Here is a 20,695-nt window from a genome sequence, read left to right as displayed (position 1 = left end):
GGCAACAGCTTAAAAATAAACATTGTAACTATTCTATTTTTAATTTTCTATTTTCACCATAGACATTTTACTATTGTAAGGTTTACTTCCTTTCAATTGCATTGCTTTTCTAGCTTCCTCTATCGTATCAAATTTTTCATAATAGATGTAATATTTACTGGTATTGACATCAAAGAAAAAGTTAATATTTTTTTGTCCGGCAGATACGGCTTTTCTTAAAAAGTCATCGCGTTTTGCAACATCACTATGTACAGCAATGACCAAATAATATCCGCTTTCCTCATTTTTCACATCTTTTACAATCTGTATATTATTCCCTAGATCTTCTCCAAAATCAAAATCATCAACTGTTAATGGAGCTGAACTTGGTGGTGTGTTTTGTTTTATGTCATTTAAAGCAGCCATATCTTTTTTGTACCTAACCTCTTGATTATCATAAGCAGCACGTTTAATCCTTCGTTTTCTTTCTATTTCAGTAAGGTTTTTAATCTCTTCCAATTCTGAAACTAAATTTGCTTTTGAACGTTTGGCCTCTGATTGTGACTTTTTGAGTATTAAAATTTCATTCAGGTAAATCATAGCTATTGAATCTTGTTCTTTAGCACCATTTTTTACTCTCTCATTATAGAGATTTTCCAGTTTAACTATTTTAATATCTTGGGAGTTAATAACATCATCAATTTGGACTTTTAAAGATTCCAAAGCCGCATTTTGTGCTGATACACTAACAAAAGGCTTGGGTTCTGTATAAATACCTTGCTCACTCAAATCATTTTCTTTTTTTAAATCCTTAAGGTCTTGTTCTCTATTAGCAACTGTCTCTTCAAGTTTTGTCAATAATGCTTCTTGTTTTGCTTTATCCGCTTGGGCTTGTTTTGCTAAATCATTCAAGGATTTAGTTGCAGCATCCATTGGTTTTAAGTTTTCTTTGGCCTTGGCCGCTGCTTCTGCTTTAGCATTGGTTTCAGCTGCAAGTCTGGCTTGTTCAGCTTCTTTGGCTTTAGCTTCTTGTTCAGCCTTAGCTTTGGCTTCTGCCTCTAATCTAGCCTGTTCAGCTTCCCGTGCTTTTGTTTCTGCCAATAGTTTTGCTTGTGCTTCTTGTTCTGCTTTAGCCTTAGCCTCAGCTTCTGCCTTGGCTTTGGCTTCAGCCTCTAATCTAGCTTGCTCAGCTTCCCTTGCTTTTGTTGCTGCCAATAATTTTGCTTGTGCTTCCTGCTCGGCTTTTGCCATGGCTGCAGCTTCTGCCTTGGCTTTGGCCTCGGCTCTAAGTCGGGCTTGCTCAGCTTCCTTGGCTTTGGTTGCCGCTAATTGTTTTGCTTTAACCTTAGCTTCTGCCTCTGCCTTGGCTTTAGCTTCTGCCTCTAACCTAGTTTGCTCAGCTTCTTTGGCTTGGGTTTCAGCTAATTGTTTTGCCTGTGCATTTTGTTCTGATTTATTCTTTGCAGCTTCTCTTGCTATGGCTATAGCTTCTTTTCTTGCTTTGTCTTTTTCAAGAACACTTTCCCTTATTTTTTCAACAGGTTTTACTTTTTTAACTGGTGATATCAATGCGCCCATTTCATCTTCATCACTGTAATCGTATCGATATCTGTTTTTAAATTTAAAAGCCATGGTTATTTCATGCGATGTACCGAAATTTGATAAATTACCCATCGCTTTTTCATAATTATACTCCATTGAAATTTGGGTAGTAATATTGAATCCTATACCGGCAGACATACCGTAGAGGGTATTATATCCAGTCTGTACCCACAATCCTTTGGGAATGGTCAACATAACGGCCCCCGAAATCACTGTTTGGTCATTTTTGAATTCTGATCGTACTAAACCGGAAAATTTACTTTCATCAAAAAAACCACGACTATATAAGTACCCCGTGTACATAACATGTGCTTGCACACTTTGTTCTGGATTATTTTCAACAAGCTTGGATGACATAATATTATATAGTGCCAAATTATTGATGCCAACACCAAAATCAAAAAAACCTGTACCGTAATTTATACCTGGATTTATGGTCAATAAAAAATTGGAAGGAATGTTGTCCAATGATGGGTCTGGATAATTTGTAACGACTTTCCCCTGGTTTAACCCACTTTTATAAACACCCAAATTCAAACCAAAAGTTAGATTACTATCCCTATCAATAACCGTATTATAAGCAAAATTCAATACGCCTCCAAAAGTAGTCAGTACACCATAGTTTTGTTGGAACAATCCAATTCCCATACCCGTATTCTCACTTAATCTTCCAGCATAACTAAATAGATATGTTTGAGGGGCATCATCAAATTCAACCCACTGCCTTTTATTGTAAAAACTCAAATATTTATTTTGCTCTCTTACAAAACTAAACGTTGGATTGACAACATATTTATTGAAGGTTAACGAATTTCTAACGGGTAAACTAAATGCAACAACACCATCTTCTTGAGCAAAGAGTTGCTGCACAAAGCAAAAACATACAACTATATGTAATAGGTGTTTTATCATGTTATTTTACCACGGTTATGGATCCTTTTATTGTTTTATTATTTTGGGTTGTTATTACATAGTAATACACGGGGTTGATTTCTTTAAAATCCAATTCAACTTCTGGCCAATTGTTTTGGTAATCATTTGTTTTGAGCACAACATCGCCTTGAGAATTCATAATAATCACTTCTGAATTTGAACCACTAACATAGGCTTGCGGAATCACCCAAGTATCATTAACGCCGTCTCCGTTTGGGCTAATTAAATTAGGGATGTTTGCCACATCTGGAAATGGTTCATTTACTGAAAAAGCAAACTCTTGGGATGATAGGCATCCTGATGTTTGGCTAACAACTACTTTGTAGTTACCAATTTGTGTCACTTCATAACTATTTGAAGTAGCACCAGAAATTATGGCATCATTTAAATACCATTTAAATTCTGGGTTCGTTGCATCTGTTGTTACTGTGACAATCAGTGTTTCTCCTGCATATAAACTGTTGTTTTCCGGAACATCTATACTACTTGTAAAATCTGTATTTTGAAGATCTATTGATGCATTTGTACTACAATTACCCAAGTCAACTGTAACAGTATAATTTCCAGATTCATTGGTTACGTAGGTTTGGTTTGTTGCTCCTGAAATTTCCTTTCCATCCTTATACCATTGATAGCTATTCCCATTAATGGTACTTAAAGTTGTTGCACCAAGACTGGAACAATATGGGTTACCAAGACTTGAGTTAACAGAAGCTGAGGTTCCTGAAGACGCTTCGCTAACCGTTACGCGATTTGAGTAGGAATTGGATGTACATGATCCATAATTAGTTTCAACAAAATAAGTTCCAGGTTGATTTACAGATAAGGTTTCCCCTGAAGCCACAAAAACGGATGTTGTTTGACTGGTTTCTTTGTACCAATTAAAAGTAAGAGATGAATACTGCAAAGGTGAGTCATTTGAGGCATCACCAGGGTTGTCTATAGTCAACAAATAACTTCCACCAGAACAATAAACACCAGTAGATACTAAATTGTTGATGGTAAAAGGTGTGTCCTGAATTTTATAATAAGCAGCAAAAGAAACCGAACCGGTGCTTGTTGCAACAGGGTCTGTACTTTTTATTCTGATTTTAAAGGATTCTCCAGCAATTGTAGTTGGCATTGAAAACCCCAATGTGGCAGGTGAAGTTGTAACCGCCCCTTGTGCAGACGTGTAAATTGTAGTAGCATTTGTAAAACTTCCGTTTTCATCAGATAGCTCAATAATGAATTGGTTTGTTGAACCTAATGCCGTATCTGGAGAAAACGTAAATGTGGTATAATAGGTATTAAATGAAGGACTTGCACACGCTTGACTAAAACCAAGAGTTGGTGTACTAATAACTATTTGGGCATGGATAGTTTCAGCTATTATTAAAAAAATAAAAAAGCAGATTTTTTTTAAAGTAAAGTTTCGCATTCAATATTTTTCTTCATTAATTAAACCGTCTATAAACAAATTTGTTCCAACCTAAAAATTAGGTTAGAACTAAAATGTTTGGGATACTATTGACTCCTCAAAAAAAGATTAAGGAATTATCATCCAACAATAAAGCTGTATTAAATTCCTCTAATCCATATTGATATCATTTGTGGCAATAATTTTATTAATTCGCAATCTAAAGTCTGGTCGTCTTTCATTCTTAACCTCTATAAAGGTTTCAGAATCTTGACTTTTTGAATACACATTAAAAAAAGCACTATTGCCATACCAATTTTCTAGATCTTCATTGTTATAATTGTTTTCAACAAAAATATTTCCATTACAATTATTGAAATACATATCTGTAAATTTGATCTTCTCAAGATTTTCTTGACTAATTGCTATGTCATCTTCCAAAATCACAGCAGGATTAAACCCTGAAATAACGCTTTTGTTCATATCTAACGAAGAATTCTCACCCACAAACAAGGCTTCTTTTACTAAACCCATTTTGATATCTGAACTTAAATCATCACTTCTGTTTACCAAGGTTAAGTTTTTCGCTATAACGGAGGTTCCTTTTTTTGAAAAATCAACTTCCTGTTTGTTATTGTAAGACAAAATTTGCATACATCTGGCACCGCTACTACTTGATATATACGGTGACCTAACGGCTAGTGAATTATTAAGCTCACATTGGGTTCCAAAATTAAATGCAAAATCATTGCTACTTGCTCTGTAAGAAACAACTTTATCTAAATTCACTTCACCTCCCCAAATTTCAAAGGAATTACCTGCAGAATAACTTACCATTATGTTTTCAAGAGTTGTCTCTTTGCCCACACTGGCCAATAATAAGCCATTGAAATAATTTCCTCTTTCGATTCGTTTTCCGGCATATTCTATTCTAACGTATTTTAAAATCCCTGAATTACTATTGGGGTTAGAACCACCATAATTGGTGTAAGCATAAGACGATGGCGGTAGCTCTGGATAAAAAGAAGCTACAGAACCATTTCCAAATTTATTGGTAGGAGCATCTCCCAGTATTATTATGCCTCCCCAATCACCTTCACGTTTTACACTTCTGTTTGATGTAAAAACAATAGGATCGGTTTCCAAACCATTTGCTATTATTGAGGCTCCTTTAGTAATGGTCAATGAAGCTTTTGAGGCATAGTCTCCAATTATGACTGTTCCGGGCTCTATGGTTAAGGTTGCATTATTGGTAACAAACACGCTGCCCATTAACAAGTAAATATTCCTCTTTACAAGTTTTGTGTCTTCAGTGATATTGCCAGCCAAGATTTGTGTTGGCTCACCGTAATCCTCTAAGCTAGGTTTAAACTCTGTCCAGTTATACAACCAATTGTTAGCGCCTATAATCCCCTTTTCTTGCTGAGCAAAGACATTTCCAATTAAGAGAAGAAATATCAATACTGTTTGAGTAGCATTTTTCATAGTAAATTATTTATATTAAAATCTAAATAAGAATTTTCGTCATTTTACAGCTCAAATCTAAAAAAAAATCTATTAAAATACCAATTTATTCGATGAAATACATTAAACAATAAGAATTATCAAAATATTTAATCGACGAAATGCAATATTTTCAAGTTAAAATACATATTTTTTCTAATATAGAAATTCTGGATAAAAATTTTTAAAAATAATTTTGTTATACTGTTAAAAGCAACAAAGGAAAACGGTACCGTTTTCCTTTGTTGCTTTATATTATGTATTTAAAATATCTCTTTGATTGGACATACAACACATTAAAATTTAAAAAGCTAAATGTTTTAGTGAAATTCACTGTACTGGTGCAGTGACTTCATGGTTTCTTCGTAAAACAAAATGGCTGCTATGAGTTTATTAGTATCAGAATATGGTAAGATTATTTTTTGAAATTCCACAGTACTTTTTAAATAGTCGTCGGTGGCTTCAAACTGGTTTTCCAAAACCTTTCTATTATCTTTATCATTAGGTATTCCTAAAGTTGACATGGTAACCCCGGGCTTTGTGGCAAAAGCAATGTATGGCAATACCCTGGTGAGAGCTTCAATACGTTCTATGTAAAGTGTCAACAACTCTCCTTTTTGCATACGCTCCAGCTCATCTATATTATGATATTTTTTTATGGCAACTCCTTCACTGATTATGCTTTGGGGTTCATTCTTTTTTTGGGCAAAACCAATACCAGTAACAAAAAATATACTGAAACTTAATAAAATAATCTTTATTTTCATATCTAAGACTTAAGGGATTAAAAAACAAATTTATGCAATTAATCGTAAAAAACAATCATTTTGTCGAAATTTTTAATGATAAATTTAAAAAACTAAACTATTTTGTAAGTCTTATATTACGAATAAATGTTTATATGCTTAAAAATCATTATCATAAAAAGTCTTGCCCCACACTTAATGTTTTGAACTAATTAGTATTCAAATCCAAATTGGTTGGCCCCATTAACTGCTCATTAAACGTTAGTAACCATTTTTTAATCTTATCTGCAGAATGCTCATCTGTTTTTGAAGAATAATAGGTCCCATCTTTCATTTGGATCCATAATGTTAACAATACGCCTGTTTCTGTACTATTTGGAGTGAACCTAGAATGTATTGTTACTAATTTGTTATCCAAAAGTGGAAATCTTACATGTTCACTTTCAAACTCAACATCTCCTTCCGCATTTGAAATCAAATAGGTGACACCTTTGTGTTTTTCAATAAATTTTTGCCAATTATACATCACAAAATTTTCGTTTTCACCAATAATGTTAGTGGTAAAGCTTGTGGCAAATCTTTTATAAGGCACATTTTGTTCAATAACTTGAAACCCATTTTGTGCATTGGTTACGTTGAGTGTGAATAATAGGAAATTAAGAATTAATGCCTTTTTCATAATCTATGTTTTATGCTGATTTTGTTTTTTTGATTTAAGTAAATCAAAACTCAAGATTTCATTATTATAGTCCACAAAAATTTCATCACAATCTACGTTATTTGGCAAATGAAAACTTATTTTGAAATAGGCAGAAGCATAACAATATGAATGACTTGAGCCATTATCATTTCCTTTTTTATCAGTTTTGATCTCTTTTCGTTTCTCTGTTGTTAAAACCAAATCATTTTTACTCTTATAAAAATTAAAATCCTCTTTAATATAGCCCGGTATTTTCATTTCATAATGATAACCGAAACCTGTTTCTGTCATTTTAATTTGAGATAGGCTTTTTGTATTTGGAATTATATCTAGATATGGAACATTGGTTTTATATTCGCCATGAGTTGGCATATTATAAGCAGAAACAAGATTAAAATGTGTTTTTGGATATGTACTTGGTGACATAATTATATATTACTTTTTTAATTTACCCCCTCCCATGTTGCCTGTAAAAGCTGCTACAATGCCAACAATAACAACTGTTGCAACCGTTTCTATATAGGTTGAAAACACAATAGCAATTATGGAAAAATTGTTATTAAAGGTTTCATCAGTTTCTACTAGCTGCAACTCATTTTTGCTATCGGCCAAAAAAACCAATATGATTGGAAGATATAGCAAGCAATAATAAAATCCTGTTCTGGCACAAAGCAGAAAGGCGTCTATAAATTTCAGGTTTTTGTGCTTCGTCCTTTTATAATCCCAGATGAGAACAAAAAACCCTATCATGATAAAAAAGATGTTGATAGAACGAAGCCCCATAGATTCATAAGTACCACCCATTTTAAGTACAACTCCCAATAAAACAGACGCCAATAATATCATTACGGCATAAAACCATGCAAAGCGGTTTTTGGACCAATTATGGCGTTTGGTTATACTTAACTCTTGTTTTTTTACGGTTTTCATATTTAATTTTTAACTCATATTACTTTTAACTGGCTCATCAAAAATCAACTTAATTTTAAATGATATCCTACTTGGCACAAGTTCAAAAGGCGGGTGAAAAGTAAAGTAGTCACCTGTACTCATATCAAAATTGCCTTCCATAATGATTTTGTTGTTTATATCCTTACGTATTAAATCAATTTCAATGGGAGCATTTCTTCTTCGGAATTCTAAATAACCTTTAACCACCAATTTATTATCTGATGTCTTGGTTATTTTATTGCTTTTAAAACTCATATCTGGGTTATACCAACCATTTGCTATCCATTCAAGATATCCAGAGTTAATTCCAGTGAATGAATTTAAGGGCACCTCAAAAGAAACTTTCTCTATCGCACTCGTTTCGTCATTAAATTCAATTTTCCCTTCTACTTGATTACTATCACCTTCTATGGGATAGGTGGGACCAAAATCTACCTTGTAAGATATTTGGGTGGAAGAATCGTTTACTTGCGCATAAGCCCCAATTACTGTATAACACGTAAAAAAGACTATTGTGATAAATCGAAAAAAATTAGACCGTTTCATCTTTAACTATTTAAATTATTAAATTCTAATTCTTGAATAAAAACCAAAAAAAACATTCTACAAATCAAGATCTCGATAGTTTTCATCAGGATAGAAAACTTTAAAATGTTCATTAGTTTTTTTGGAGTACTCTTTTGCTTTTGTTTCCCAAGCAGCTAATTCTTTTTTAAGCTCCTCACCTTCTTTTAATAAATCCTCACTCTCTTTTTTTGCATATTTGTTCATATTGCCTTCTTCTTGTTTTAGATTTGAAATCATGGCACTAAAATTCCTTTTTGTTTTGGCTGAGGATATATTTTCAGGTTTTACCAGCATATAAACGCCCTCTGTTGGTGACAGATACTCATGGGCAATGTTCAACTCTGCATTTACAACAGCGTCTTTGAAACCTTCTAATGAAATATCCTCGTTGTTGTCAAGTCTGCCAGAAATATTTTCTAGTTGTTCAATACTGTTTTCAAGACTCAATTTATTCAAGCTCAATAAATCCTTGCTCTCAGCATGTAATGCTTCAACACCTTTATGTATATCTTTTGAAGCTTCAATTTTATTATTTGCTTCATAAGCTTTTATCGCTTTATCAAAATAATCATCAGATTTGTATGGCACTTCATCTATCGCTTCATCTTTTACTATGCTGTCCAAGACTTTGCTTGCATTATCATTGTCATTATTTTTTTTACATCCAACAAATAAAACTGATATAAAAAAAATTGTTAAAATTTTATTTGGTTTCATTTTAATATCGTTTTTAAGATTCTTTATTCAATTTCATATGATTTTTAAGAACTCGCATTTGGTTGATCAATATACCTCCAGTAGCGTTTAAATAAATTCTCATCAATTAATGTTTTCATTTTAATACGTTTTAAATTGTTAATGCTTTTTTAAATATTTTTTTAATTATCAATTAAATTACATCAGTTTTAAAAGGAGTTCTGCTACTTAAATAGCACTTTAATATTTTTTTTAGAAAACTTTATGAAGCTTTATGATTAACTTCATTACCATTTATGTCAACAACTATTTTGTAAGGTCCATTACCAGAATTCATTTGGAACTCAAACAATGATTCATCTGGCTTTTCTATCAATAACACTTTTTGAAGATTCTTAAAATTGTCATATGACCGGAAATTGTTCTTTATTAAATTTGGCAAATTATAATAGGAAACATAATGTTTGGTTTGTAACCAGTTCCCATTCGTATCAAAAAAGGTTTTATATTCATTTTTATTTAGAATAAAAGATACTTCCCAAGTAAATCTGTCTATTTGTTGCCAGGTTGGGAATGACGATTTAGGATACTTTTTTCTGAAGGCTTTTTTAATCTTTATGCCAGGGTTTTTATGTAGCCAGTTCACTGCAACAAAGAGTGTTTTTGCCAATATTGATTTCAAATAATTTTGAATTTTTCCCATAACAATTAAATTTACTGGGAGATTACAGGCTTTATTTTTAAATCAAATATAGCTAGAAGAGAATCATTTAACTACTACTTAAGTAGCAGTTATTAGATTAAAACAAAATAAGATAGTAAAATGAAAAATGAATATTTTAAGAGTTAATTGTCATGAGCAAAGGCAATTAAGGTTTCTACATTTTCTATGTCAATTTCCTTACGCTTTACAGAAATAGCTCCTGCTTTTTTTAGTTCTTGAATATGTCTGTTTACTACTGCCCTGGTAGTTCCAATTAAATTAGCTATTTCACTATTTGGCAAATTATTGATGGTTTCCAATTTATGGGATTGCTGGTTGAAATATTTTAAGAGTAAACTTGACAATCTACTTAAGGTATTATGCAAACAAATATCGTTTGACGCATCTTCAAGAATCCTAACCCTACTTCCTAAATACTTTAAGGTTGAAAAATTCAATTTAGGGTTTTCGGCCAACATTCGTCTCATTTCAGTAATTGATATTGTTAAGATTTCTAAGTCATCTAAAGTTTCCCAATACAACACATGGGTTTCTGTGTCCATCAAATTCAAAATATCAAAAACATCGTGTTTAGTGAGAATGAACATGGTATGCTCTCTACCAGTATTTGGATTTATTTGATAGCCTTTTATTCGCCCCGAAATAATAAAATGTAAGGAAGAATTAAACTCTGTACTATTTTTAAAAACCCCTTTTTCCCATTTTATTCTCGTCATATATTTTAAAACAGACTGAATATCTCTTTTTTCAAGATTTTTAAAAATTACGGAATCTTTAAGAGTTTCTAAACAACGTAGATAATGCTTATTATCTGGAGACATTTTGTTGGGCTTTTGGTTTCATATAAAAGAATTTTAAAAAACCTATGTACTAAACCAAAGTTACTAATTAAAAATCCATATTATGTTAAACAAAATCTAAACTTCTAGTCCGTAAAAAAGATGTTGGGAACGTTCTAATTGTTATTAAAACTATATGAATTATCTTAAGAAATCAGGTTAAGATTAAATATGCCTTTAGTCTAAAAAAATCATTAATAGTTTGAATTCTCTTAAAAATTACAACCTTTTGCTTATACCTAAATTAATTGACCACGTGCTATATTCCTTTTTAAAATCGTAATTAATTGCCGGGAAAAGACCCCAACCATGATCTAATTCAAATTCATATTCTGTACTTGCCCTAAGAATGAACAAATCTTTGTTTTTTTCAAATTCTATTCCAGGACCCAATAAAAAATCCCATCCTTTGGCAAATTCGTAACCTACCAAAAATCCTGTAATTACAGGTCTTTCTCTCTCTAAATCTTCTTTATTGTAATCCACTGTATAATTTGCGAACTCAAGATCTATTACGGCTCCAATTCCCCATCTATCCGTGAATTGATAAAAATAATCCAAACCAATTGTTGGAGCGTAAACGGACTCTCTTGAATGACCATCTATAAATGCTTTAGGAATATGCGTATACCCAAAAACCAATGCCAATTTATGCCTATTCACTTCTTGAACTTCTTCTTTATTTACCTCTTGGGCATAAGTAACAAAGGCTAAACTTAAAGTCAACCCTAAAAATATAATATTCTTAATCATGATTTTAAAAAGATTAGTGTGAATAAGCCCTTTTTCTGCTTATGTGAAAATAAGATATTTCAAAGATTTTTAATTAAAAAAAGATAATGATTATTAAATACTTCAATACCAAATAAAGATATGAAAACTTATGGATAAAGTTAAAGAATAGAAAGGTGCATAAAGCGGAATCGAAGTTTGACTACATTAAAAAAAACAGATAATAAATCCACATAAACCATGAACAAATCAATTTGTCCTTTTGCAGTATTCTCATTCTATATTTAAAAGAAGATGTTTACTCCAACTTTGTTTAAGTATTTACTATCCATTTTTTAAATTATTTAATATGTAGTTTTTTTTTATTTCTAATGCTGTGCTTGTTTTATGGATAGTAACTATAATTTTTATAGGTGATTTAAAATGAGCCAAATTTAAAAAGCCTTAAGTTTAAACTCAAGGCCTTTTGGAGACTAATCCAAATTATTCATAAAATAAAGTTTTATAGATAATTACTCAAAATTAAAGAGCCTATACTCTAATTATCAGGAAGATGATTTGAATCCCCTTATTTATGATTTAAATAAACATTAATTCTTATTTAATCACAGTTTAAAAAGACATTCATATCAAAAACAATGGCTTACAATTCAAAATACCTACTGAGTACAACAAGAATATCTATTTTGCTATGAACTCTTGACTGGTTTTTATAATGAGTTACACACATTAATTCCACACAAGTTAGTAATGCTATTTTTTTATGAATGCTCGAATTTTAAGACTCATTTTTGTACTGCATGTTTCTTTGGTTTACTCACAGAAAGAATCTGCCAATTGGTATTTTGGACAATTCGCCGGTCTTGATTTTAATTCAGGGAATCCGTCACCGCTTTTAAATGGCAAGCTTAATACAAGCGAAGGCTGTGCCTCCATATCAGATGTCAACGGGAATCTGTTGTTTTATACAGACGGCATTACAGTTTGGGACAGACGTCATGAAGTAATGCCAAATGGACAAGGGTTATTAGGTCACGGTTCAAGTACTGAATCCGCTTTAATAATTCCAAAACCAGGCAGTAATTCAAGATATTACATTTTTACCGTTGACAAACCAAGCTATTATTTAACAGAAGGGGAATCCATAGACGGCGTTAATTATTCAGAAATTGATCTGTCCTTAAACAATAATTTTGGAGATGTAATAACCAGTGTTAAAAACAGACATTTAATTACCTATGACAGTGGCAATACTCTACAAAAAGAGTACAAATCATCTGAAAAGATCACAGCTGTTAGCCATAAGGACGGAAGTTCATATTGGGTTACAACTCAATTTTGGGATAAGTTCTACTCATTTAAGATTGATGTTAACGGTGTAGATGAAACTCCAGTAACATCAAAAGTTCCATTGACTGTTGCTCCACTTTTTAATGATAGCGGCGTAAATATTAGTGCAATAGGGTATTTAAAAGTTTCTCCCAACGGAAAAAAAATAGCCATAGCCCATAGTTCTACTATTTTAGGGAAAGGCGGCCCTAAACAACCAAAAAAGCAGTCAGGTAAAGTTCTATTGTATGATTTTGACAATGCCTCTGGAAAAGTATCAAATCAAGTAACTATTCTTTCAGATGCTTATCCTTACGGATTGGAATTTTCTCCAAACTCTAAGTTATTGTACGTGACTGATAATTTTTATAACGAAAATAATGTTTTCATTAATAGCCATTTATTTCAGTATAATTTAGAAGCGAATGATATTGCTACCTCTAAAGTTGAGATTTCAACATCTACCAATGTTGCAGGAGCATTGCAATTAGCTATGAATGGAAAAATTTATAGAGCAGGATTTAGGATATCCAAGGCAGGCTCAAGCATTTCTGTAATTAAAGACCCCAACAACTTGGGAACATCGTGCAATTATTATGAAAATACGGTGAGTTTGGGCGGTAAAGCATCTTTGCTTGGATTGCCACCATTTGTACAATCCATTTTTATATACACATTTGATTATAGACACACATGTTTAGGCGACCAAACCTCTTTTTACATAACATCTGAAGAGCCCTTTGATAGTGTTGTTTGGAATTTTGGAGATGGGTATACTTCGACAGACGAAAACCCTTATCATGTTTATACATCCCCAGGCACCTATTCTGTTAGTTTGACCATGTCACTAAACGGCATAGAAAGTGATCCATTAATAAAACAGGTTATTATTTCAGAACCTCCAAATATAATTAGTGGTATTTATGAATTGGTTCAGTGCGATTCATATGATAGCAACCCAAATGATGGAATTACGACCTATAATCTGCAACTGGCCAATGCCCCAATCAGTTTAAATACCTCTGAAGCCATACAAGTGTATTATTACCGCTCAATATCCGATGCCGTAAAGGACACCTTGAATACCAACCCTCTTAACAATATTTATAGAAACCAATCCCAGAATGAAGTATTATATGCTAAGGTATATAAAACAAATACCGAATGCTTCAACATGGCAACCATTAGACTGAAAACCACCAATCCAATTGATATCGGTTCACATGAGCTATCTGCCTGTGATTTTGATAATGTGAATATGGCCAATTTTGATTTAGAGGCAGAAGGAAACAAAATTGCAACTCAATTGAATTTACCATCAAATGTCTCTATAACTTTTTATGACAATAAAAACGATGCAGCCATTGGGGTTAATGCGGTTCCTAGTATCTATTCTTCTGGCCCTCAAACCTTATTCATAAGAGCAGAAAGCGATAACGCTTGTTATGGCGATGGCATTTTGAATTTGAATGTTAAGCCTTTTCCTCAATTAAGTGATCAAGTTATCAGCGTTTGCCAAGATGACTTTCCGGTCACAATCAATTCTGGCATAAGCAATGCTCAAGTAAATTTCTACAGATATTCTTGGAACACTGGAGAAACAACCAATGAAATATTGGTAAACCAACCAGGTGTTTATAGTGTTACGGTTTATGATGAGACATCAATTTGTGAAGATGTTATCACTATAGACGTAAAACAGAATGAAATACCAGATATTCAAGATATTGCAATCAATGGGCAAAGCATTCAGGTTTTAATAAATTCAGAAGAAACTTTTCTTTTTGCATTGGATGACGTAAACGGTCCTTATCAGGAAAGCAATGTGTTTTTAAATATCAATGAAGGCCTACACCAAGTCTATATCAAAGATGTCAATAGCTGTGAAACGGTTTTTAGGGACTTTTATATATTCGGTTTTCCAAAATATTTTACTCCCAATAATGATGGCAATAATGATACTTGGAACGTATATGGGTTGAATCCAAATCAATTTGTATCAAACCCCTTACGCATTCATATTTATGACCGATATGGCAAGCTTATAAAATCTTTTAATCCATTGATGTCTAATGGTTGGAACGGAACTTTTAATGGTGTTCTTTTAACACCAGACGACTATTGGTATTTTATGAAACTTCCAAATGGAAAGGTTTACAGAGGGCATTTTACCTTGAAAATATAAGAGGTCAATTCCATACGGTTGTTTTTAGCCATTGAGCTGCTTCTCTTAAATAAGAAACATAGTCGCAAGGATGATAATGATCTAATCCAGGTGCTATTACAAAATTAATATCAGATCCAGCAGCAATTGATTCATCAACATAACCCTGGGTCGTCTCCACAGGAAACAATGTGTCATTCTCTCCATGAATGACATATAAAGGGATGGTTATAGGCTCAACACTTCCATTGCTTTTGGCCGTATTGTATGAGGTTGCCATGGGTATGGCTGCCGAGAACATATTTGGATAGTACTGGGCATAAAACCAACTACCATTGCCCCCGTCACTATAACCAGTTATTGCTATTTTGCTAGTATCAATTGGTAAATACGAAGTTGCTAAATCATAAAGAGCCAGTATCTGTATTTGATTGTTTGGTTCGTACCAAAGTTGAGCGTTACTATTCGGACTAATAATAAAAGCTTCAATAATACCATCCAGTCCAGGACTTATTAAGCAGTCTGTTGATTTATGTGCCTCTGGAATATTATTTTGGGCCCCTCCGTGCAAATTAAAGATCAAGGGCTTTTTGTTGGTTTCACTTGCTCCTTCAGGCACAATAATCCTAAAGTTCCAAAAAAAGCCTTTTGTAGTTGACTCAAGGGACACATCATTAACGCCTGGTTGAAAATCAAAACTTTCAAAATCCTGCCGAACATCATCGGCTGTTCTAGCTGTTTCGGTACCAGGTGAATCTACACTACTTTTATTGCAACTTATAATCAAAAAAAATAAAGAAGTCAATAAATATTTAAATAACTGTTTCATTGTTTTAATTTTAACTGTTCAAACAAGTAATAATTGAAAGTAAAATGATAGGTCTTTCATTATATAAAAAACCTATCATTTTAAAACTCACACTAAAAAATAAGATTCTTAATTTACATCCCAGAATATTTTGGTCTGTTGAGAATCTCCACCAATAGCTGTAGATGCGGCCTCCCAATTGGTTTCATTTAAGTTCTGTTCATCAATTGGATAGGTGTACCTATATGGCAAAGGGTTCATCTGGTCGACTGGAAGTTGAAAAGCAGGCCAATCGAATTTTCTCCAAACTGTAAATCCCTCAAATCCTCTGTTGAACATAGCCAACCAGAATTGAAGCCCTATTTTTTGTCTCCAAGTACCGGGAGCTGTTGTATAAGCAACATCCGGGTTGGCCATATAAGTAGTAAGTCCTGTTGCTCCCCAGTAGTCAAATGAAGCTGCAATTCCATTGTTGTAAAATTGCTCCGCAGTTCCGCCTACATTATACCCTCTTTCAGCCGCTTCAGCAAGCATAAAAGATACCTCAGCATAATCCATTAGTGAAGCTGGGTTTGTTGGATCCATTAGGGCAGCACCCAAATGAGAGACAGTAGGGTAACTTGCTAAAGTACCAAAGTTTCCACCTGTATAAACACCTGCTCCTAAGTTATCATCAAAATAAACCTGTCTTCTAGGGTCATCGAGATTATTCATGATGTCAATAATTGTATTAGAAGGAATATGGTCTAAACGACCAGATTGCACTAAATCAATCCACATAGGATTGGTATTTGGTGTAGATCCTTCATATTGAATAGTTGCGTTATCATCATTTGAAGTAAATACCCCTGCACTAACAGCAGACTCTACCGTTGATTGTGACAAAGAAGGATTCACATCCGTAAGACGAATACCTATTCTTAACTTTAAAGAATTGGCAAATTTAACCCAAGCAGCAGAATTACCACCATATATTTGGTCTGATGAACTATAGCCAGAACCACTTAAATCTGGAATTGCGGCATTAATACGAGAAATAAGGTCATTATAAATAGTTGCTGCATCATCATATTTAGGCAAAGTCACATCACTAAGAGCTTCACTGTAAGGAATATTCCCCCAAGTGTCTACCATTTGCTGAAAAGTATAGACCATCAACACTTCTGCTTGGGCAACTCTTGCCTTTTTCTCGCTTTCTGTGAGCATTTCGTCTGCTAATGCAACTTCTTTAGATGTTTTTAAATCCAACAACACATCCCTGTACATTTCAGACCAATGATAATCTGGAATCCCTCTGGTTGTAAGGTCAAAATTTGGTTCATCTGTGTAAGTTGTTGTTGTATTGGTTTGAGCAAAAAATCTAAACACATTAATATTAACATTTATTGATGTCATTTGATCTATTAAACTCTTGGTAGCTCCATTGAACAGGAAACCTGCAGCCACTTTAGTTGGGCTCTTAGGATTTCTGTTGTAATTTTCATATTGATCATCAGTTTTACAGGAGACCAATACTAAAATCATAGAAAGAATTGTTGTTATTATTGTTTTTTTCATTTTCATCTTTTTTAGAATTGTAATTTAAGACTAGCCCCTACTTCTTTAACAGAAGGATAAGAACCTGATTGGTATCCTTGAATATTACCAGCACTCAAACCAGCTTCTGGATCTGCATAAGGAATGTTTTTGTGTATGATCCATAAATTTCTTCCTATTAGTGACAAAGTAGCATTGGTAAAAGGTGTTTTATCTAAAATTTTCTTATCAAAACTGTATGCTAAAGAAACCTCTCTAAGTTTTACATAACCTGCATCCCAAACATGGGCAGCACTTGGAAGGGCATAACCAAACTCTCCGGGATACGTCATGCTTCTCCTAACATTGTTTGGTGTACCATCAGCTTGCACGCCTTCCCAAAGATAACCTCCACTATTAGCCGCATAATTTCCAGGAGTTCCTACAATAGGGTCTCTGAGTGGATTACCCAAATCATTATCAGCAGCTGTAAAATCATACAGACCAGTTCCAAAACCATAATAGGTATCCAATGAAAACACATCGCCTCCTTTTTGTATGTCAATCAAGAAACTTAAGTTGAAATTTTTATAGGTAAAACTATTGTAAACTCCAGCTTTCCAATCAGGATTAACATCTCCAATGTTTTCGTTACTTGTAGAAGTCCGCATAGGTCTACCGCTTGAACTAATTACCCTATTGGCATCATACCTTTCAGATTTATCTGTAACACCATTACCATTTGAATCATAATACACCCAATCGCGCCCCCTTATGATTCCGTATGGTTGACCCACTGCCGCATTTATAGATATTCCACCTTGTAAACTACTTGCTAATTCCAAGGTTTCAATACCTGGTGCCAAAGACACAACTTTATTTTTGTTTTTATCCCAGTTTAAAGTCAAATCCCATTGGAAATTATTTAGTTTTAAAGGAGTAGCATGAAATTGAACTTCCCAACCTTTGTTTTCTATTGTACCCGCATTTAAAAGCACCGATGCATACCCAGTAGAACGCGTTACGGGAACTCTTGTAATTTGGTTTTTATTTTGTGTGCTGTAATAAGTTATGTCAAAGCCAACACGTTTATCAACAAAAGACATCTCTAGGCCAATCTCCCAATTTTCTTGCTCCTCTGGAAGCAAATTAAGGTTTGCCCTACTTGACGGATTTGAAGCATTCCCTTCACCACCAAAAGGTGATGAGATGGCAAAAGTGTTGAACACTTGATATGGGGTTGTACCATTGCCCACTGTACCATAATTACCTCGTACCTTACCAAAACTCAACCAATCTGCATTTATCAATTGTGAGAAGATTATACTTCCGGTAGCTGACCAATAATTATAAGTATTCTTGGCTTTAGGCAAACTAGAGTTCCTATCTCTTCTGTATGTTCCCTCAACAAAATAAGTATTAAGATACCCCAGACTAACACGACCAAACAAACCATCAACCATTTGGATAGCTGCATATTCGGTAGGAGCATTAATGGGGCTTACACTATTGTTGAGAGAGTAAAGTCCAGCTAAATTCAGACCTCCATTAGTAAGCGCATAAATATTGTTCCATTCTTTTCTGCTTAAGTTAAAACCAAGGTTTCCGTCAAGATTTAAATCCTCCGTCAAATCTTTATTAAAACTTAAAATCGCATCATAATTATATTCAGAAACACTATTATTAAATCTGGTATATCTTGGTACATTTGAGCTTCCTACATTGGTTCTTTCCTCTTGTAATTCAGAATATGTATCATAGGTAAACCTACCAAGCGCACTTAACCAATCATTTATATTATAATCCAATACAACATTTCCAAAAAATCTTGAGCGCATATCAGTTTCATAATTTTCATAGAAAGTCCAATACGGGTTATCAGAATAAATAGGCGACAAATTATCATAGGAACTAGCATTCCAAGTAATGTTTTCCCTAGTAGCAAAATAGGCTTCTTTTTGTTCTTCGAAATCTATATTTGTTTGGTGCCACTGCCTAGCTTGCTGCATAACATTGTTGGAATCATATCCAGTTCCATACCTTCCTTTACCATTTGTTTTAACAAAGTTAAATGATGTAGAAACTTTTAGTTTATCCGATAAATCAAGGCTTCCATTAAAGTTAATGCTATTTCGTTTTATTAAACTGTTAGGCAAATTACCTTGGTTCATTAAATTAGTTATTCCTAATCTAAAAGAGGTATTATCTCCTCCTCCATCTAATGATACAGAATTTACAGTATTGGTAGACGTTTCCCATATATAATTAAAATCATGTGCCCCTGCTACCCAAGGAGTTGCCTGTTGATAACCATCCAATTGAGGGAATATAGAATTCCATTGATAAACCAATAGATTTGGATCAAATTCTGCACCCCAAGAAGCGTCTTCTGTAAACGGTACAGAAATGTCGTTTATACCATCTCCGTTAATATCAAACTGATCATTAAAATAGCCATCACCAGCAGCTCCGTATCCAGGACCATAACCAGCACCATATTTATGTTGAAATTTGGGCAGGGTTTCTTTATCTACAGTACCAACAGTAACACTTGAATTAACTGTAATGCCAATCCCCTTTCTTTTAGTTCCCTTTTTTGTTGTAATCATAATAACCCCATTTGCAGCACGAGAACCGTACAGTGCAGAGGCCGCAGCGCCTTTCAACACATTGATTGACTCAATATCATCTGGGTTAATGTCTGATGCCGCATTACCGTAATCATAGCCACCACGCCCAACTGTTTGTGAACGATTATCAGCAGTAACAGCTGTTGTGATTTGGTTATTAACACCATTGTCAATAGGAACGCCATCAATTACAAATAGCGCTTGATTATTACCGGCAACAGAAGAATTTCCCCTAATAACCACTTGTGTGGAACCCCCTAAAGTTCCAGAAGGTTTAATTTGCAAACCAGCAATTTTACCTGACAGGGAGTTAACAAAGTTTTGGCTTTGTACCTTTGATACGGCATCACCTTTAACTTCTTGGGTGGCATAACCCAAACTTTTCTTCTCTCTTTTGATGCCTAGCGCAGTAACCACAACCTCATCTAACACAGAAGCATCTTCTTGCATGGTCACATCAATTGTATTAGATGTTCCAACTGTTACCCGTTCTGTCTTTAATCCTAAAAAAGAGAAAACCAAAACATCTCCAGTTTTAGCATGAATGGAATATTTTCCATCAAAATCAGTTTGGGTTCCCACACTAGTTCCCCCAACAATAATGTTAACACCAGGTATGGGCACTCCAGAATTATCTGAAACAACACCTGAAATTGAATTTTCTTGAGCATTTACATGAATTGTAAACATACAGACAAGAAAAAGAATCTTGTAAACTTTGTCCATTGAAATTAATTTTAAGTTAGTTGTGTAAATCTAGAGGGACAGGAGCAAATTTATGATGCGCATGAAGTGTATCATTTTAAATATGATGTGAAAACCTTTTTGCTAGCGGCGAGTGCCTTATATTTTGATATTATTTATAAAACAATGATTAT

General features: G+C 33.6%; 16 protein-coding genes. 1 reads left to right on the top strand and 15 read right to left on the bottom strand.

Annotated elements, in window-relative coordinates; all coding sequences use genetic code 11:
- Positions 1-39: 39 nt before the first annotated feature.
- From IEW94_RS14135 to IEW94_RS14080, 12 genes are all read right to left on the bottom strand, one after another.
- Positions 40-2,493, bottom strand: a complete 2,454-nt coding sequence (locus tag IEW94_RS14135; RefSeq protein WP_188654234.1) for a PorP/SprF family type IX secretion system membrane protein — start codon at positions 2,491-2,493, stop codon at positions 40-42.
- 1 nt (position 2,494) lies between these two features.
- Positions 2,495-3,934, bottom strand: coding sequence for a T9SS type B sorting domain-containing protein (locus tag IEW94_RS14130; protein WP_188654232.1), 1,440 nt, complete (start codon positions 3,932-3,934; stop codon positions 2,495-2,497).
- A gap of 150 nt (positions 3,935-4,084) precedes the next feature.
- Complete coding sequence (locus tag IEW94_RS14125) at positions 4,085-5,398, bottom strand: beta-helix domain-containing protein (RefSeq protein WP_188654230.1); 1,314 nt, start codon at positions 5,396-5,398, stop codon at positions 4,085-4,087.
- 338 nt (positions 5,399-5,736) lie between these two features.
- Positions 5,737-6,183 (bottom strand): hypothetical protein, encoded by a 447-nt coding sequence (locus IEW94_RS14120; RefSeq protein ID WP_188654229.1) that lies wholly within the window; start codon positions 6,181-6,183, stop codon positions 5,737-5,739.
- A 187-nt stretch (positions 6,184-6,370) separates the two neighbouring features.
- Complete coding sequence (locus IEW94_RS14115) at positions 6,371-6,841, bottom strand: hypothetical protein (protein ID WP_188654226.1); 471 nt, start codon at positions 6,839-6,841, stop codon at positions 6,371-6,373.
- Positions 6,842-6,844: 3 nt separating this feature from the next.
- Complete coding sequence (locus IEW94_RS14110) at positions 6,845-7,288, bottom strand: Hsp20 family protein (protein ID WP_188654224.1); 444 nt, start codon at positions 7,286-7,288, stop codon at positions 6,845-6,847.
- 9 nt (positions 7,289-7,297) lie between these two features.
- Positions 7,298-7,792, bottom strand: a complete 495-nt coding sequence (locus IEW94_RS14105) for a hypothetical protein (protein ID WP_188654222.1) — start codon at positions 7,790-7,792, stop codon at positions 7,298-7,300.
- A gap of 9 nt (positions 7,793-7,801) precedes the next feature.
- Entirely contained in the window at positions 7,802-8,359 is a 558-nt protein-coding gene (locus IEW94_RS14100) for a YceI family protein (protein WP_188654220.1), read from the bottom strand.
- Positions 8,360-8,416: 57 nt separating this feature from the next.
- Entirely contained in the window at positions 8,417-9,097 is a 681-nt protein-coding gene (locus IEW94_RS14095; RefSeq protein WP_188654218.1) for a hypothetical protein, read from the bottom strand.
- A gap of 241 nt (positions 9,098-9,338) precedes the next feature.
- Positions 9,339-9,779, bottom strand: coding sequence for a PepSY-like domain-containing protein (locus IEW94_RS14090; RefSeq protein ID WP_188654216.1), 441 nt, complete (start codon positions 9,777-9,779; stop codon positions 9,339-9,341).
- Between the two features lie 143 nt (positions 9,780-9,922).
- Positions 9,923-10,516 (bottom strand): Crp/Fnr family transcriptional regulator, encoded by a 594-nt coding sequence (locus tag IEW94_RS14085; protein ID WP_188654209.1) that lies wholly within the window; start codon positions 10,514-10,516, stop codon positions 9,923-9,925.
- A 342-nt stretch (positions 10,517-10,858) separates the two neighbouring features.
- A complete protein-coding gene (locus IEW94_RS14080) occupies positions 10,859-11,392 on the bottom strand; it encodes a hypothetical protein (protein WP_188654207.1) in 534 nt (177 codons plus the stop codon).
- Positions 11,393-12,134: 742 nt separating this feature from the next.
- Here IEW94_RS14080 and IEW94_RS17000 point away from each other — a divergent pair.
- Positions 12,135-14,885, top strand: coding sequence for a T9SS type B sorting domain-containing protein (locus IEW94_RS17000; RefSeq protein ID WP_188654204.1), 2,751 nt, complete (start codon positions 12,135-12,137; stop codon positions 14,883-14,885).
- 4 nt (positions 14,886-14,889) lie between these two features.
- On the opposite strand, the gene IEW94_RS14070 is transcribed toward IEW94_RS17000, so the two are convergent.
- The 3 genes from IEW94_RS14070 to IEW94_RS14060 form a co-directional block, all read right to left on the bottom strand.
- Positions 14,890-15,693: a carboxylesterase family protein gene (locus IEW94_RS14070; RefSeq protein ID WP_188654202.1), complete on the bottom strand. Its 804-nt coding sequence runs from the start codon at positions 15,691-15,693 to the stop codon at positions 14,890-14,892.
- Positions 15,694-15,801: 108 nt separating this feature from the next.
- Entirely contained in the window at positions 15,802-17,229 is a 1,428-nt protein-coding gene (locus tag IEW94_RS14065) for a SusD/RagB family nutrient-binding outer membrane lipoprotein (RefSeq protein ID WP_188654200.1), read from the bottom strand.
- An 11-nt stretch (positions 17,230-17,240) separates the two neighbouring features.
- Complete coding sequence (locus tag IEW94_RS14060; RefSeq protein WP_188654198.1) at positions 17,241-20,543, bottom strand: SusC/RagA family TonB-linked outer membrane protein; 3,303 nt, start codon at positions 20,541-20,543, stop codon at positions 17,241-17,243.
- Positions 20,544-20,695 lie beyond the last annotated feature (152 nt).

Source organism: Yeosuana aromativorans (assembly GCF_014646655.1).
GTDB lineage: Bacteria > Bacteroidota > Bacteroidia > Flavobacteriales > Flavobacteriaceae > Yeosuana > Yeosuana aromativorans.
The sequence above is the reverse complement of the archived record's forward strand: the minus strand, read 5'-3'. Positions and strand labels throughout refer to the sequence as shown.

Bases quoted from the DNA above. Each gene is read 5' to 3' on its own strand.
- IEW94_RS14110 (WP_188654224.1), bottom strand. From the start codon at position 7,288: ATGTCACCAAGTACATATCCAAAAACACATTTTAATCTTGTTTCTGCT.
- IEW94_RS14130 (WP_188654232.1), bottom strand. From the start codon at position 3,934: ATGCGAAACTTTACTTTAAAAAAAATCTGCTTTTTTATTTTTTTAATA.
- IEW94_RS14080 (WP_188654207.1), bottom strand. From the start codon at position 11,392: ATGATTAAGAATATTATATTTTTAGGGTTGACTTTAAGTTTAGCCTTT.
- IEW94_RS14125 (WP_188654230.1), bottom strand. From the start codon at position 5,398: ATGAAAAATGCTACTCAAACAGTATTGATATTTCTTCTCTTAATTGGA.
- IEW94_RS14070 (WP_188654202.1), bottom strand. From the start codon at position 15,693: ATGAAACAGTTATTTAAATATTTATTGACTTCTTTATTTTTTTTGATT.
- IEW94_RS14100 (WP_188654220.1), bottom strand. From the start codon at position 8,359: ATGAAACGGTCTAATTTTTTTCGATTTATCACAATAGTCTTTTTTACG.
- IEW94_RS14105 (WP_188654222.1), bottom strand. From the start codon at position 7,792: ATGAAAACCGTAAAAAAACAAGAGTTAAGTATAACCAAACGCCATAAT.
- IEW94_RS14085 (WP_188654209.1), bottom strand. From the start codon at position 10,516: ATGACGAGAATAAAATGGGAAAAAGGGGTTTTTAAAAATAGTACAGAG.
- IEW94_RS14115 (WP_188654226.1), bottom strand. From the start codon at position 6,841: ATGAAAAAGGCATTAATTCTTAATTTCCTATTATTCACACTCAACGTA.
- IEW94_RS17000 (WP_188654204.1), top strand. From the start codon at position 12,135: ATGAATGCTCGAATTTTAAGACTCATTTTTGTACTGCATGTTTCTTTG.
- IEW94_RS14060 (WP_188654198.1), bottom strand. From the start codon at position 20,543: ATGGACAAAGTTTACAAGATTCTTTTTCTTGTCTGTATGTTTACAATT.
- IEW94_RS14090 (WP_188654216.1), bottom strand. From the start codon at position 9,779: ATGGGAAAAATTCAAAATTATTTGAAATCAATATTGGCAAAAACACTC.
- IEW94_RS14095 (WP_188654218.1), bottom strand. From the start codon at position 9,097: ATGAAACCAAATAAAATTTTAACAATTTTTTTTATATCAGTTTTATTT.
- IEW94_RS14065 (WP_188654200.1), bottom strand. From the start codon at position 17,229: ATGAAAAAAACAATAATAACAACAATTCTTTCTATGATTTTAGTATTG.
- IEW94_RS14135 (WP_188654234.1), bottom strand. From the start codon at position 2,493: ATGATAAAACACCTATTACATATAGTTGTATGTTTTTGCTTTGTGCAG.
- IEW94_RS14120 (WP_188654229.1), bottom strand. From the start codon at position 6,183: ATGAAAATAAAGATTATTTTATTAAGTTTCAGTATATTTTTTGTTACT.